This window comes from Burkholderia sp. WAC0059 (assembly GCF_002870125.1).
Lineage (GTDB): Bacteria > Pseudomonadota > Gammaproteobacteria > Burkholderiales > Burkholderiaceae > Paraburkholderia.
In genome coordinates this window covers 412,589-427,077 of record NZ_PNEO01000001.1, presented here as the reverse complement: position 1 = coordinate 427,077, position 14,489 = coordinate 412,589, and the positions used below count along the sequence as shown (strand labels likewise).

Below are 14,489 nucleotides of genomic sequence, written 5' to 3'. Positions count from 1 at the left end.
TTTGCGTTCGCGCGGACCTGGCCGACACAGGGTAGAATCCAGACGAACCAATATTTCCAACTGATCGCGGCGTCACGCCGCCAGGCCTTATTTCGTCCATGCCTTCCGCAGAATCCCATCCGCAAAACGACTTCATGAACGCCGCGCGCAAAGAGCGCAAGCGCGTCGAAATTTATCTGGTCAACGGCATCCGCCTGACCGGATGCATCGAGTCGTTCGATCAGTACCTGGTGATGCTGCGCACGCCCGTCGGCCTGCAAGGCATCTACAAGCGCGCCATTTCGACGATCCAGCTCGATACCGGCACGCGGCCCGGGCCGCGCCCCAACCGCCCGGCGCACGGCGGCGAACACTCGAGCCGCGGGCCGCACAGCACCCACGGTCCGCGCGAATACCGGGAACCGAGGGAGCCGCGGGAGCCCCGCGAATCCTACTCGCCCGGTGGGCCTGGCCCGGAGCGCGCACCGTCCGAAGGCCCCGTCGTCGTCACGCGGCGGCGGCGGCTATACGGTAACGTCGCCGGCGGCGGCAACAATGGTGGAAATAACGGTGGGAATAACGGCGGCGAGGGCTCGGGCAATAGCTGAGCCTTGCATGAGCGACAGTGGGGACAGCGGGCACTGGACCCGTCTGTCGCAAGTGTGATGAAACCCGGGGCTGCGGGCGCCTCCCGCGCCCGCCCGTTCAACGAACCGGCAAACCGCCTTCGACCTGCTGCTGCAACACCTGGATCTGGCGCTGCAGTTCGCGCAGTTGATCCTCTGCCGCAGCGCGCTGCGCCTGCAGCGAATTCGCCTCGTCACGTGTCGTCTTCTGTTGGTCCGCAACGACGGACTGCTGGTGGCGCGCGATGGTCAGGTCGGCCTGCAGGCGGCTGGCATGGTCCTGCGAAAGCGCGATCATCCGCTCGGTGAACGCCTTTTGCGCCTGAAGCTGGGTCCGGCGAATTTCGACGTCCGAAAGCTGCACGGTTTGCCTCGCGAAGTCGCGATAAATCGCCTCCGCGCGTGCTTCGTCGCCGGTCTTGATAACGCGCCAGAAATTCTTCTGCTGGAACAGCGCAACGTAGTACGTCATGTCCTTTGCATAGAACAGCAGACTTGCCCCGTAGCTGCCGTTGTACGTGGTCCGCAACTCGCTCAGATCCCCGTCGTGAATGCGCTGCTGAAGCTCGGCCACGTTGCCGACAGCGCTTTGCCCGGCTTCCTCGGGCGTGAGCGCCGTAGTCTGTGTCTGGTCCGACTGCGTGACGGCCTGCGAGACTGCCGGTGTCTGGGCCACTGCGGGAGCCGAAGCCGTTGACGGCGCCGAAGCCGGTACCGTCGGGACGGCCGCTGCCGGCGTCGTGTCCGGCGGGGTCTGCGCACAGCCGGCCTGGATTCCCCCGGCCGTCACCAGTGCAGCCAGCGCGATCTGTCGAACTTTCGACTTATGGTCCATGAAGTTCCTGCGTGAACAGTTTTAATTTTCGGCGAAGCGGCGTCATTATTACTCACTTTCGCGGCTTCTGGGCTCCTCGTCATAAATTTGCTCCCCGTCTATCCCGTTCCTGCAACACCTCGGCGGCCAACGCCAGACACCATGTTCCCGGCCCCGAAAAGTCCGCTGGAGTCGTTGCCTACCGTACGCGCAGACGCCTCGGGAAACCCCCACTCCAGGTCAAGCGCGCCTGTGCCGTTTACGTTGTTTACGGACGTCCGGAGCCGGATCAGGAGACCGCGCCGCCGTGGCACGGCGCCGCACGAACCACATCGCGACGCATTTGCTCGAGGAGAAAACCCATGACGCCTTCGACGCGGCACGCCGTCGGAGCGGCTCGAATCATCCGACGGGCAGCGCTGGCCGCCGCGCTTCTGGCCTGCGCGCTGCCGGGTTCGCGCAAACCGCAACGCCGGTCGGCACATGGCAAACCGTCGACGATCGCACAGGCCAGCCCAAGGCGCTGGTCCGGATCGTCGAGGACGGCGACGGCATGCTCAGCGGCACTGTCGTCAAGGGACTCGGCGCCGGCGACCACCCGGATGCCCGCTGCACCGCCTGCTCGGACGCGCGCAAGGACCAGTTGATCCTCGGCATGACGATCGTCGACCACATGCGCCAAACCGGCGACGAATGGAACGGCGGCCACATCCTGGACCCGGAAAACGGCAAGGTCTACCGTTGCACCTTTCGCCTCGAGGATGACGGACAGAAACTGGTCGTGCGCGGCTACATCAGCATTTCGCTGCTCGGCCGCTCGCAGACCTGGATCCGGCAGCCGTAGGCGAATCGGATCGGGTCGCCTACGCGAGACGCCGGAACAGCACGCGGTAATTGAACAGATGCGGCACATTCGCCGCCGGCGACGAAAACGGGGAAGCGTTCGACGCAGCGGGCAACGCCGGACCGGGTGCGTTCCCGGCCCGACCCGCGTGCTTGCGCATGCGCGTTTCGATCGCGCTGCACAGGGTCACGCCGTCGTCGCCGAACAGCTCGGCCATCACGCGCTGGAGGACACCCTCGTCGTACCAGAGCTTGAAGCGGCGATGACAGGTCTGATAGGACGGATAGCGCCGCGGCATCGCGGACCAGGTCGCGCCGCTATAGATGACCCACAGCACGCCGTTGAGCACCGAGCGGGTGTTGGCGAGCGGCCGGCCGCGCATTTCGCTGCGCGGCCGCAGTTCGGGCAGCAGCGGCGCAACGCGTTGCCACTCTTCTTCAGTCAGATCGCGATGGGGCGTCATGCCGTCCTCCTTTGCCGATGCCTTGATCGGCAAAAGATAGCGAGTCGCCCTGAACGCGAATATCGGAAGAATCCGAATCTTGAAAATACCGGGACGGCCTTTACCCGGCCGCCCCGGGCACCCTTCCCTCAGGTCAGCGCCGTCTGCACGATCCGGCGCGGCGCCTCGAGGTATTCCTTCGACTGCATCTCGACGATCCGCGACACCGTGCGCGTGAACTCGTTCGCCATCGGCCCGTCGAGGTACAGCTCCTCGGGACGCACTTCCGCCGACATCAGAAGCTTGACCTTGTGGTCGTAGAGCACATCGATGAGCCAGGTGAAGCGCCGCGCCTCGGACGCCATGCGCGGCGCCATCTGCGGCACGTCCGAGAGAATCACGGCGTGGAAGCGGCTCGCGAGCTCCAGGTAGTCGTTCTGCGAGCGCGGCCCGCCGCAAAGCGTCGCGAAGTCGAACCAGACGACGCCGTCCGCCTTGCGCAGCGCCTTCAGCTCGCGCTTCTCGATGTGCAGGATCGGGCTTTCGTCGGGCACGGCCGCGAGCTGCGCGAACGAATGGCGCAAGGCCCGGTCGGCGTCGGCGCCGAGCGGCGTGTGATAGACCTCGACCTGCGCGAGCGTGCGCTGCCGGTAGTCGATGCCGGCGTCGACGTTGAGCACGTCGAGCTTCTGCTTGATCAGCTCGATGGCCGGCAGCATCCGGTCGCGGTGCAGTCCGTCCGGGTAGAGCGTGTCGGGCTGGTAATTGGACGTCATCACGAACTGCACGCCGCCCGCGAAGAGCCGGTCGAGCAGCCGGTAGAGAATCATCGCGTCCGCGATGTCCGATACGTGAAATTCGTCGAAGCAGATCAGCCGGTAGCGTTTCGCGATGCGGCGCGCCAGCTCGTCGAGCGGATCGGCCTGCCCCTTCAGTTCCTCGAGCTCGCGATGCACCTCGCGCATGAACTCGTGGAAGTGCAGGCGCGTCTTGCGCTGCACGGGCACGACCGTATAGAAGCTGTCCATCAGGAAGCTCTTGCCCCGCCCGACGCCGCCCCACATGTAGACGCCGCGCGGCAGCTCCGGGCGGTTGAGCAGCTTGCGCAGCGCGTTCGAGCGGCGCGCCTTGTACGCGACCCACTCGTCGTAGCACCGCTGCAGCCGGTCGACCGCCGCGCGTTGAGCCGCATCGGCCTGATATCCCCGCGTCTGCAGTTCGTTTTCGTAGTATTCGGTGACGTTCATGGTCTAGCCGCAAAAAATAAGGCGGACGGGATGATTCCCGCCCGCCTGCGTCCGTAATGCCGGTGCGACCGCCTCGACCGGACGGACCTGCCGCCCGGCCGGAGCGCATTACATGTTGAGCGCGCGCTTGTCGACGGCGAGCGCCGCCTCGCGCATGACCTCGGAGAGCGACGGGTGGGGATGGCAAATGCGGCCGATGTCCTCGGAGGCCGCCTTGAACTCCATCGCCACCACGGCTTCCGCGATCAGGTCCGACGCGCCGGCGCCGATCACGTGTACGCCGAGGATCTCGTCGGTCTTCGCGTCTGCGATCACCTTGACGAAACCGTCGGACTTGCCGACGCCGAGCGCGCGGCCGTTCGCCATGAACGGGAACTGGCCCGGCTTGATCTCGCGGCCTTCCGCCTTCAGCGCCTGCTCGGTCTTGCCGACCCAGGCGATTTCCGGCTCGGTGTAGATCACGAACGGAATGCAGTTGTAGTCGATGTGCGGCTTCTGGCCGTCGATCAGTTCCGCGACGAGCACGCCTTCGTCTTCCGCCTTGTGCGCGAGCATCGGGCCGCGCACCACGTCGCCGATCGCGTAGACGTTCGGCACCGCCGTCTTGCAATGATCGTCCACGTCGATGAAGCCGCGTTCGTTCGCCTTCAGGCCGATCGCCTCGAGGCCGAGGTTGTCGGTGTTCGGCACGCGGCCGATCGACACGATGAGGCGGTCCGCGTCGAGCGTCTGCGCGTTGCCGTCCTTGTCGGTGTAGGCGATCGACACGCCCTTCTTGTCCGTCTTCACTTCGCCGATCTTCACGCCGACGTGAATGTCGAGACCCTGCTTCTTGAAGAGTTTGGCGGCTTCCTTCGCGACGGCCTGGTCGGCCACGCCGAGGAATTCCGGCAGCGCTTCGAGCACCGTCACCTGTGCGCCGAGGCGGCGCCAGACCGAGCCGAGCTCGAGGCCGATCACGCCCGCGCCGATCACGGCGAGCTTCTTCGGCGTCGCGTCGAACGAAAGCGCGCCCTCGTTGTCGGCGACGATCTTGTTGTCGACCGGAACGCCCGGCAGATGGCGCGCCTTCGAGCCCGTCGCAATGATCACGTTCTTCGCGGTCACGACTTCCGTTTCGCCCTCGCCGCTCACCTCGATCTGCACGCCGGCGTCGGTACGGCCCGTGAACTTGCCATGGCCCTTGAGCCAGGTGACCTTGTTCTTGCGGAACAGAAACTCGATGCCCTTCGTCATCTTCTCGACGATCGAGCCTTTGCGGGCCTGCATCTTCTCGACGTCGATCTTGACGTCCTTGATGCTGATGCCGTGGTCGGCGAGGTGGTGCTGCGCGCTCTCGAACTCTTCGGACGAGGCCAGCAGCGCCTTCGAGGGAATGCAACCCACGTTCAGGCAGGTGCCGCCGAGCTTGAGCTCGCCGGCCGGGTTCTTCCAGTTTTCGATGCAGGCAACCGTCTTGCCGAGCTGGGCCGCGCGGATCGCCGCGATGTAGCCGCCGGGACCGGCACCGATCACGACGACGTCAAATTCCTTGGACATGGTAATCCTTTCGATGCGGGGCGCCGGGCGCGTTGCGAAATCTTCGCCTCGCGCGCGGCGCGCCCGGTGAACCAGATGCGTGAGAAACGGCTTACAGGTCGAGCAGCAGGCGCGCCGGATCCTCGAGCGCATCCTTCATCGCGACGAGCGACAGCACCGCTTCGCGGCCGTCGATGATCCGGTGATCGTAGGACATCGCCAGATAGTTCATCGGACGGATCACGATCTGGCCGTTCTCGACGACGGCGCGTTCCTTCGTCGCGTGCACGCCGAGAATCGCCGACTGCGGCGGGTTGATGATCGGCGTCGAGAGCATCGAGCCGAACACGCCGCCGTTCGAGATCGAGAACGTGCCGCCCGTCATTTCCTCGATCGAGAGCTTGCCGTCCTTCGCCTTCTGGCCGAACTCGGCGATCTTCTTCTCGATGTCGGCGAGGCTCAGTTGGTCGGCGTTGCGCAGGATCGGCACCACGAGACCGCGCGGCGAGCCGACGGCGATGCCGATGTCGAAGTAGCCGTGGTAGACGATGTCGGTGCCGTCGATGGACGCGTTCACGAGCGGGAACTTCTTCAGCGCATGCACGGCCGCCTTCACGAAGAACGACATGAAGCCGAGCTTCACGCCGTGTTCCTTCTCGAACTTGTCCTTGTACTTGTTGCGCAGGTCGATGACCGGCTGCATGTTCACTTCGTTGAACGTCGTGAGGATCGCGTTGGTCTGCTGCGATTCGAGCAGACGCTCGGCGATCCGGGCGCGCAGGCGCGACATCGGCACGCGCTGTTCCGGACGGCCGTCGATCCAGGTCGCGGCCGAGGCCGGCGCCTTCACGTCGGGCAGCGCGCCGCGCGCGGCGGCCGGCGCCTTGGCGGCAGGCGCGGCGGCCGGCTTGCTGCCGGCGGAAAGCGCGTCGCCCTTCGTCACGCGGCCGTCGCGGCCCGAGCCGGCGACGTCCGACGACGACAGGCCCTTCTCGGACAGAATCTTCGAAGCGGCGGGCGATGCCGCGGTGCTCGCGCCCGCGGCGGCGGCAGGCTGCGCGGCGGCGGGCGCCGGCGCTGCTGCCGGAGCGGGCGCGGCTGCCGGAGCCGCGGCGGGCGCGGCCGCTGCACCGGCCTTGCCTTCGGTGTCGATCTTCGCGATCAGTTCGTCGGCCACGACCGTGTCGCCGTCGTTCCGGACGACCTCGGCCAGCACGCCGGCGGCAGGCGCCGGCACTTCGAGCACGACCTTATCCGTTTCGAGTTCGATGAGAATTTCGTCCTGGGCAACCGCTTCGCCCGGCTTCTTTTTCCACTGCAGCATCGTTGCTTCCGAGACCGACTCCGAAAGCTGGGGGACCTTCACTTCAACAATAGCCATGTGATTTTCCTGAACACGTATCTGGGACGAACCGGTGCGCATGAAGGCGCGGGAAAAGCACGAAACACCCGCGTTTCGCGCCCTCCCGGTTCGAATGTATGAGGATTATTTTGCGACCGATGCGCCCTTCAGGCGTCCGAACGCGCCTTCGATCAGCGCCTTCTGCTGCTCGTAGTGCTTCGCGTAGTAGCCGACGGCCGGCGAAGCCGAAGCCGGACGACCGCTGTAGGCAAGCTTCTGCCCTTCCTTCATGCCTTCCTTGAGGTGGTGCTCGATGTAGAACCACGGGCCCTGATTTTGCGGCTCGTCCTGCACCCACACCACTTCCGTCGCGTTGTCGTACTTCTTCAGCTCGGTTTCGAACTGCTTGTGCGCGAACGGATAGAGCTGCTCGACACGGAAGATCGCGATGTCGTGCGCCTGAGCCTCGCGGCGGTGCGCAACGAGGTCGTAGTAGACGCGGCCCGAGCAGACCAGCACGCGCTTGACCTTCTTCGCGTCGATCGACTCGTCCACCTCGCCGATCACGGGCTGGAACGAACCCTTCGCGAGTTCCGACAGGTCCGACACCGCTTCCTTGTGGCGCAGCAGCGACTTCGGCGTGAAGATGATGAGGGGCTTGCGGAACAGGCGGATCATCTGGCGGCGCAGCAGATGGAAGATCTGCGCCGGCGTGGTCGGCTGGACCACCTGCATGTTGTGGTCCGCGCACAGTTGCAGATAGCGCTCGATGCGCGCCGACGAGTGCTCCGGACCCTGGCCTTCATAGCCGTGCGGCAGCAGCATCGTGAGGCCCGAGACGCGGCCCCACTTCACTTCGCCCGACGAGATGAACTGGTCGATCACGACCTGCGCGCCGTTGGCGAAGTCGCCGAACTGGCCTTCCCAGGCGACGAGCGTGTTCGGCTCGGCCGTCGAGTAGCCGTATTCGAAGCCGAGCACGGCCTCTTCGGAGAGCACCGAGTCGATCACCGTGAACTTCGCCTGGTTCTCGGCGATGTTCTGCAGCGGCACGTAGGTGCCGTCGTTCCAGCGCTCGCGGTTCTGGTCGTGCAGCACCGAATGGCGGTGCGTGAACGTGCCCCGGCCCGAGTCCTGACCCGTCAGGCGCACCGCGTAGCCCGAGGCGACGAGCGAGGCGAACGCGAGGTGTTCGCCCATGCCCCAGTCGAGCTTCGCTTCGCCCTTGCCCATCGCGCGACGGTCGTTGATGACGCGCTCGACGAGCGGGTGCACCTTGAAGTTTTCCGGAATCGTCGTGATGCGTTCGGCGAGACGCTTGAGTTCGGCGAGCGGCACGGCCGTGTCGGCGGCATCGGTCCACTTGCGGTTCAGGAACGGCACCCAGTCGACCGCGTACTTGCTCTTGTAATTCGAGAGCACTGGGTCGATCGTGTGATGGCCTTCGTCCATCGCATGGCGGTAGGCCTTGACGTAGCCGTCGGCGTCCTCGGCCGTGATCACGCCCTGCTGCACGAGCTTTTCCGCGTACAGCGCGCGCGTGCCCGGGTGCTGGGCGATCTTCTTGTACATGAGCGGCTGCGTGACGGCCGGCGTGTCCTGCTCGTTGTGGCCGAGCTTGCGGAAGCAGACGATGTCGACGACGACGTCCTTGTGGAACTGCATCCGGAAGTCGATGGCCAGTTGCGTCGCCAGCACGACCGCTTCGGGATCGTCGCCGTTCACGTGCAGCACCGGCGCCTCGATCATCTTGACGACGTCGGTACAGTAGAGCGTCGAGCGCGCGTCGCGCGGGTCCGACGTCGTGAAGCCGATCTGGTTGTTGATGACGATGTGCAGCGTGCCGTGCGTGCCGTAGCCGCGCGTCTGCGCGAGGTTCAGCGTTTCCATCACGACGCCCTGGCCCGCGAAGGCCGCGTCGCCGTGGATCTGCACCGGCAGCACCTGGAGGCCGGCTTCGTCGCCGCGGCGGTCCATGCGGGCCTTGGCCGAGCCTTCGACCACCGGGTTGACGATTTCGAGGTGAGACGGGTTGAACGCGAGCGACAGGTGGACCGGACCGCCGTCGGTCGCGACGTCGGACGAGAAGCCCTTGTGGTACTTCACGTCGCCGGCCGGCAGGTCGTCGACGTGCTTGCCTTCGAATTCGGCGAAGAGGTCGGCCGGCATCTTGCCGAGCGTGTTGACGAGCACGTTCAGGCGACCGCGGTGGGCCATGCCGATGACGATTTCCTGGACGCCCTTCGCGCCCGCGTGACGGACCACTTCGTCCATCGACGCGATGAAGCTTTCGCCGCCTTCGAGCGAGAAGCGCTTCTGGCCGACGTACTTGGTGTGCAGGAAGCGCTCGAGGCCTTCGGAGGCCGTCAGGCGCTGCAGGATGTGCTTCTTCTTGTCGGCCGTGAAGTTAGGCGTCGAGCGGATCGACTCGAGCTTTTCCTTCCACCAGCGCTTCTGCTCCGGATCGCTGATGTACATGTATTCGGCGCCGATCGTGCCGCAATACGTGTCGCGCAGCGCCTTGACGATCTCGCGCAGCGTCGCGCGCTCGAACCCGAAGTACAGGTTGCTCGCGTTGAACGTCTCGTCCATGTCGGCTTCGGTGAAGTCGTAGAACGCGGGTTCGAGCTCGGGAATGGCGGGACGTTCGCGGCGCTTCAGGGGATCGAGGTTGGCCCATTGCGAGCCGAGGAAGCGATATGCGCCGATGAGGGACTGGACGTAGACCTGCTTGCGGGCCGTGGCGAGATCCTCGCCGCCGCCGCGCGGCACGAAGGCGTTGGCCTTGGCGCGCTGGGCAAACGACTCGACGATCGGGCCGTGGGCGACGTCGCTGGCATGGCTGCCATCCGATGACGGCACGTTTTGCAACGCGTCAAAGTATTCGCGCCAGTTGTCAGGGACAGAGGCCGGGTTGTCAAGGTATGCTTCGTATAGCTCTTCGACATACGGAGCGTTGCCGCCGAACAGGTAGGAGTTCAGCTGGAACTGCTTCATCGTTTCTGACATTTACGCTCACCTTTCTTCGAGTTTCTCGAGAAATAGCGGGTTACTCAACCTTCCGCGACACGGCCTGACCGTTTAGCGGATTGCGCGAATCAAGTCTGCTGGGAAGGACCTAAAACTTGCATCCGCGGAGAATAGCACAGAAGTACGGCTTCCAATAGTTGCGTCACCACCCGCAAAGGCCCGCCACAACAGGCTTTTACCGTGTCCGCAACACTGTGTGATCAAAACTGCTCGGCCCGGTCCGCTTATATTCGTTCAAATGCAAAAAAGCCGCCCGAAGGCGGCTTTTTATTTCGCTGACTATTTCACTGCCCGTCGTCGCTCCCCATCGCTGACCGGACAGCCGGCCACACCTTACACCGGCCTTGCCGCGCAAGGTAAAGCGCCGTTTCCCGTTCAGTCGGCCGATTCGCGGCTCGCGCGACGGCGCTCGTGCTCCTTCAGATGCCGCTTGCGCAGGCGGATGGACTGCGGCGTCACCTCGACCAGCTCGTCGTCGTCGATGAATTCGACGGCGTATTCGAGCGACATCTGGATCGGCGGAACGAGGCGCACGGCCTCGTCGGTGCCCGACGCCCGGACGTTGGTGAGCTGCTTGCCCTTGATCGGATTCACGACCAGATCGTTGTCGCGGCTGTGAATGCCGATGATCATGCCCTCGTAGAGCGCGTCGCCGGGCTTGACGAACATGCGGCCGCGATCCTGCAGCTTCCACAACGCATAGGCCACGGCCGCGCCGTCGTCCTGCGAGATCAACACGCCGTTGCGCCGCTCGCCGACCGAGCCTTCGCGCACCGGCGCATATTCGTCGAACACGTGGCTCATGAGGCCCGTGCCCCGCGTGAGCGTCAGGAACTCGCTCTGGAAGCCGATCAGCCCGCGCGCCGGAATCCGGTATTCGAGCCGCGTGCGGCCGCGGCCGTCCGAAGCCATGTCGAGCATCTCGCCCCGGCGGCGGCCCAGTTCCTCCATCACGCCACCCTGATGCGCATCCTCGAGGTCCACCGTCAGCAGTTCGTAGGGCTCGTGGCGCACGCCGCCGATTTCCTGCATCACCACGCGCGGACGCGAGACGGCCAGCTCGTAGCCCTCGCGGCGCATGTTCTCGACCAGGATCGTCAGGTGCAGCTCGCCGCGGCCCGACACCTCGAAGACGGTTTCGTCGCCGGTGTCCTTCACGCGCAGCGCCACGTTGTGGTTCAGCTCGCGCATCAGGCGGTCGCGAATCTGGCGGCTCGTGACGAACTTGCCTTCCTTGCCCGCGAGCGGCGACGAGTTGACGAGAAAATTCATCGTCAGCGTCGGCTCGTCGACGGTGATCATCGGCAGCGCCTCGGGCGTCTCCGGCGCGCAGATCGTGGCGCCGATGCCGATGTCCTCGATGCCGTTGATGAGAACGATGTCGCCGGCCTCGGCCGAGTCCACCTGGACGCGATCAAGGCCGCTGAACGACAGCACCTGGTTGATCTTGCGGTTCAGCACCTCGCCTTCCGGACCGAAGCGCACCGCGACCTGCTGGCCCGGTTTGATCCGCCCCCGGTTGACGCGGCCCACGCCGATGCGGCCGACGTAAGTCGAATAGTCGAGCGAGGTGATCTGCAGTTGCAGCGGCGCGTCCGGTTCGGCCGGGCGCACCGGCACGTGCGAGAGGATCGCCTCGAACAGCGGGCGCATGTCGCCTTCGCGCACGTCCGGTTCGAGCCCCGCATAGCCGTTCAGGCCCGAGGCGTAGACCACCGGGAAGTCGAGCTGCTCCTCGGACGCGCCGAGCTTGTCGAACAGTTCGAAGGTCTGGTTGATGACCCAGTCGATGCGCGCGCCCGGACGGTCGATCTTGTTGACCACGACGATCGGCTTCAGGCCGAGCGCGAGCGCCTTCTTCGTGACGAAACGGGTCTGCGGCATCGGGCCCTCGACCGCATCGACGAGCAGCAGCACCGAGTCGACCATCGACAGCACGCGCTCCACCTCGCCGCCGAAGTCCGCGTGCCCCGGGGTGTCCACGATGTTGATGTGGGTGCCCTCGTACTCGACCGCGCAATTCTTCGCGAGAATCGTGATGCCGCGCTCCTTCTCGATGTCGTTCGAGTCCATGACGCGCTCGGCGATCTGCTGGTTGTCGCGGAACGTGCCGGACTGGCGGAGCAGCTGGTCGACGAGCGTGGTCTTGCCGTGGTCGACGTGGGCGATGATGGCGATGTTGCGAAGGGCGCGGGACATAGGGACCTGGAAACGTTGATGGCGCAAGCCGGCGCTCGATCCGCCCTGCCCGCGCCCCGTCGCCCGCTCACCTTCTGCGGAGCGGACGCGAAGCCCGGGCGCGGACCGATTGTGCGGTACACGCTTGAGAACCTGAAATTGTAGCATGGCCCGGTGAAAATCCCTCGTCGGACACGTATCCGTTGCGGGCATGCCGGACATCCCCGCCGCGCGCCCCGCCTTGGGGCACGCCCGGCGCCGATTCCGCCGCATTCCGGCAGACACCCTTACCGATCGCGAGAATATTCTTGCCGCGCAAGATGGGCCTCCCTATAATGCGTGCCTGGTCAATCATTGCAGTCGCATCAAAATCATGACGGACCCGACCTCCACGCTCCCTGCCGAAATTCGCGACTATGATCTCGGCGAAAGCGTCGGCTATCTGTTGTCCCGGGTGAAATCGGCCCTCTCGAACATGGTCACGCAGCGCACGCTCGCGGAACTCGGCATCACGTCCCAGCAGGCGAGCGTGCTGTTCATGGTGGCGAGCGGCAAATGCCTGCTCGCGGCGGAGCTGGCGCGCGAGTACGGCATCGACGCGAGCGCCGTCACGCGCCTCGTCGACCGGCTCGAGATGCGCGGCCTGCTGCGGCGCGTGCGCAGCTCCGAGGACCGGCGCGCCGTGCGGCTTGCGCTGACGCCCGAAGGCGAAGCGATCGCCGTGCGGCTGCCCGCGATCTTCTCCAGCGTGAACAGCAAGCTGACCGGCAACCTGACGCCCGAGGAGGTCGGTTTTCTGAAAAGCATGCTGCGGCGGATCCTGGCGAATAGCTGCGACGCATCCGGCAATAATTCATGACCCGGCAACCAGTTTTGAAAACATCACACCAACCGATAGCTGCATCGTCCAGTATCACCTTCATTCCAGAGACAGCAAGACGAGCCATGCATTCCCTTTTTACGTTTGCGCCGGCGCGCCCCGGCCGGGCAGCCGTGGCCGCCGCGGTCGCGGCGCTCGCCCTGTCCGGATGCGCGAACTATTTCGGCATCGGCAGCAACAAGACCCTCACCCCGCCCACGCAACTCGAAACCTCGCGCAGCATTCCGGCGCAGGGCGGCCAATGGCCGACGCTCGACTGGGCGAACCAGTTCGGCGACCCGCAACTGCCGAAGCTGATCGACGAAGCGCTCGCGAACAACCCGTCGATCGCCGAGGCTCAGGCGCGCATCGCCCGCGCGTCGGCGTACATCGAGACCTCGCGCTCGGCGCTCCTGCCGAAGGTCAACGGCAGCTACTCCTGGACCCGCGAGATCTACTCGGCCCACTCGATCTATCCGCCGCCCTACGGGGGCACCTGGTATAGCGAGAACAACGTGCTCGCGAACGCATCGTGGGACCTCGACCTGTGGGGCAAGAACCGTCAGCGCCTGCACGAGGCCGTCTCTCAGGAGCGGGCCGCGGAGGCCGACATGCAGCAGGCCCGCCTCACGCTCGCCTCGACGATCGCACGCACCTACAACCAGCTCGCGCAGCTCTACGCGCTGCGCGACATCGCCGTGCACGAGATCGACAACCGCAGGACGATCGGCTCGATCACCAACGGCCGCGTGCTGGCCGGCCTCGACAGCAGCGTCGAGCAGCAGACCGCCAACGGCAACATCGCGACGAGCCAGGCTAACCTGGGCCAGATAGACGGCCAGATCGAGTCCGTGCGCTACCAGCTCGGCGCGCTGCTCGGCAAGGGCCCGGACCGCGGGCTGCAGATCGCGAATCCGGTGCTCGACCCCGTCGCGCAGATCGCGCTGCCCGACAACCTGCCCGCCGATCTCGTCGCGCGCCGCCCCGACATCGTGGCCGCGCGCTGGCAGGTCGAAGCCGCGATGCACGGCGTGAAGGAGGCCAAGGCCGAGTTCTATCCGGACGTGAACCTCGCCGCCGGGTTCGGCTTCGACGCCCTCGGCTGGGGCAGCTTCCTGACGAGCGCGGCCCGCCAGACGGACATCGGGCCGGCCGTGCACCTGCCGATCTTCGACGCGGGCGCGCTGCGCGCCCAGTTGAAGAGCCGCTATGCCGACTTCGACCTCGACGTGGCCGACTACAACCAGACGCTCATCGGCGCATTCAACGACATCGCCACCGAGGTGTCGGCGATCCGTTCGACGGATCGCCAGCTCGTGGACGCCCAGCACGCGCTCGACGCCTCGACCAACGCCTGGCAGCTCGCCGTGATCCGCTATCGCGCGGGGCTCTCCGAGCAGTTGCAGGTGCTGGTCGCCGACCAGAACCGGCTCGCCGCCGAGCAGAGCGTCACCAACCTGAGGATGCAGCGCCGCGACATGCAGATGGCGCTCATCCGCTCGCTCGGCGGCGGCTTCGACGCCACGCAGACCGGCCTCGCTGCCCCGGCCGAAATCGGCTCGGACCACGCCGGCGGCATCGTGACGCCGGTGCAGACGTCGAACTGAGCG

General features: G+C 65.6%; 9 protein-coding genes and 2 pseudogenes. 4 read left to right on the top strand and 7 right to left on the bottom strand.

Annotated features, from left to right (window positions below):
- Positions 1 to 98: 98 nt before the first annotated feature.
- Positions 99 to 587 carry an RNA chaperone Hfq gene (gene hfq, locus CY652_RS01840; protein WP_102128952.1) on the top strand — a complete coding sequence of 163 codons (489 nt, stop codon included), beginning with the start codon at positions 99 to 101 and terminating at the stop codon, positions 585 to 587.
- A 97-nt stretch (positions 588 to 684) separates the two neighbouring features.
- Here the strand turns inward: hfq and CY652_RS01835 are convergent, their stop codons facing one another.
- Positions 685 to 1,440 carry a DUF2968 domain-containing protein gene (locus tag CY652_RS01835; protein ID WP_102128951.1) on the bottom strand — a complete coding sequence of 252 codons (756 nt, stop codon included), beginning with the start codon at positions 1,438 to 1,440 and terminating at the stop codon, positions 685 to 687.
- A 341-nt stretch (positions 1,441 to 1,781) separates the two neighbouring features.
- On the opposite strand from CY652_RS01835, the pseudogene CY652_RS01830 reads away from it, so the two are divergent.
- Positions 1,782 to 2,263, top strand: a pseudogene (locus tag CY652_RS01830) (DUF2147 domain-containing protein).
- 19 nt (positions 2,264 to 2,282) lie between these two features.
- Here the strand turns inward: CY652_RS01830 and CY652_RS01825 are convergent.
- The 6 genes from CY652_RS01825 to typA form a co-directional block, all read right to left on the bottom strand.
- Complete coding sequence (locus CY652_RS01825; protein ID WP_146010000.1) at positions 2,283 to 2,726, bottom strand: transposase; 444 nt, start codon at positions 2,724 to 2,726, stop codon at positions 2,283 to 2,285.
- 128 nt (positions 2,727 to 2,854) lie between these two features.
- On the bottom strand, positions 2,855 to 3,952 hold the full coding sequence (gene zapE / locus CY652_RS01820) for a cell division protein ZapE (RefSeq protein WP_102128949.1): 1,098 nt from the start codon (positions 3,950 to 3,952) through the stop codon (positions 2,855 to 2,857).
- Positions 3,953 to 4,060: 108 nt separating this feature from the next.
- On the bottom strand, positions 4,061 to 5,491 hold the full coding sequence (lpdA, locus tag CY652_RS01815; RefSeq protein ID WP_102128948.1) for a dihydrolipoyl dehydrogenase: 1,431 nt from the start codon (positions 5,489 to 5,491) through the stop codon (positions 4,061 to 4,063).
- A gap of 91 nt (positions 5,492 to 5,582) precedes the next feature.
- Entirely contained in the window at positions 5,583 to 6,851 is a 1,269-nt protein-coding gene (gene odhB / locus CY652_RS01810) for a 2-oxoglutarate dehydrogenase complex dihydrolipoyllysine-residue succinyltransferase (protein WP_102128947.1), read from the bottom strand.
- Between the two features lie 105 nt (positions 6,852 to 6,956).
- Entirely contained in the window at positions 6,957 to 9,821 is a 2,865-nt protein-coding gene (locus CY652_RS01805; RefSeq protein WP_102128946.1) for a 2-oxoglutarate dehydrogenase E1 component, read from the bottom strand.
- Positions 9,822 to 10,217: 396 nt separating this feature from the next.
- Positions 10,218 to 12,041, bottom strand: coding sequence for a translational GTPase TypA (gene typA / locus CY652_RS01800; protein ID WP_102128945.1), 1,824 nt, complete (start codon positions 12,039 to 12,041; stop codon positions 10,218 to 10,220).
- 352 nt (positions 12,042 to 12,393) lie between these two features.
- Between typA and CY652_RS01795 the strand changes: the two are divergent.
- Together CY652_RS01795 and CY652_RS01790 are read left to right on the top strand one after the other, a co-directional pair.
- Positions 12,394 to 12,867 (top strand): annotated as a pseudogene (locus tag CY652_RS01795) (MarR family winged helix-turn-helix transcriptional regulator); the annotation flags it as partial.
- A 98-nt stretch (positions 12,868 to 12,965) separates the two neighbouring features.
- Positions 12,966 to 14,486, top strand: a complete 1,521-nt coding sequence (locus tag CY652_RS01790) for an efflux transporter outer membrane subunit (RefSeq protein ID WP_102128943.1) — start codon at positions 12,966 to 12,968, stop codon at positions 14,484 to 14,486.
- Positions 14,487 to 14,489: the final 3 nt, after the last annotated feature.

What these genes read in the sequence shown, in the direction of transcription:
- hfq (WP_102128952.1), top strand. Translation starts at nt 99, where the DNA reads ATGCCTTCCGCAGAATCCCATCCGCAAAACGACTTCATGAACGCCGCG.
- odhB (WP_102128947.1), bottom strand. Translation starts at nt 6,851, where the DNA reads ATGGCTATTGTTGAAGTGAAGGTCCCCCAGCTTTCGGAGTCGGTCTCG.
- zapE (WP_102128949.1), bottom strand. Translation starts at nt 3,952, where the DNA reads ATGAACGTCACCGAATACTACGAAAACGAACTGCAGACGCGGGGATAT.
- CY652_RS01790 (WP_102128943.1), top strand. Translation starts at nt 12,966, where the DNA reads ATGCATTCCCTTTTTACGTTTGCGCCGGCGCGCCCCGGCCGGGCAGCC.
- lpdA (WP_102128948.1), bottom strand. Translation starts at nt 5,491, where the DNA reads ATGTCCAAGGAATTTGACGTCGTCGTGATCGGTGCCGGTCCCGGCGGC.
- CY652_RS01805 (WP_102128946.1), bottom strand. Translation starts at nt 9,821, where the DNA reads ATGTCAGAAACGATGAAGCAGTTCCAGCTGAACTCCTACCTGTTCGGC.
- CY652_RS01835 (WP_102128951.1), bottom strand. Translation starts at nt 1,440, where the DNA reads ATGGACCATAAGTCGAAAGTTCGACAGATCGCGCTGGCTGCACTGGTG.
- typA (WP_102128945.1), bottom strand. Translation starts at nt 12,041, where the DNA reads ATGTCCCGCGCCCTTCGCAACATCGCCATCATCGCCCACGTCGACCAC.
- CY652_RS01825 (WP_146010000.1), bottom strand. Translation starts at nt 2,726, where the DNA reads ATGACGCCCCATCGCGATCTGACTGAAGAAGAGTGGCAACGCGTTGCG.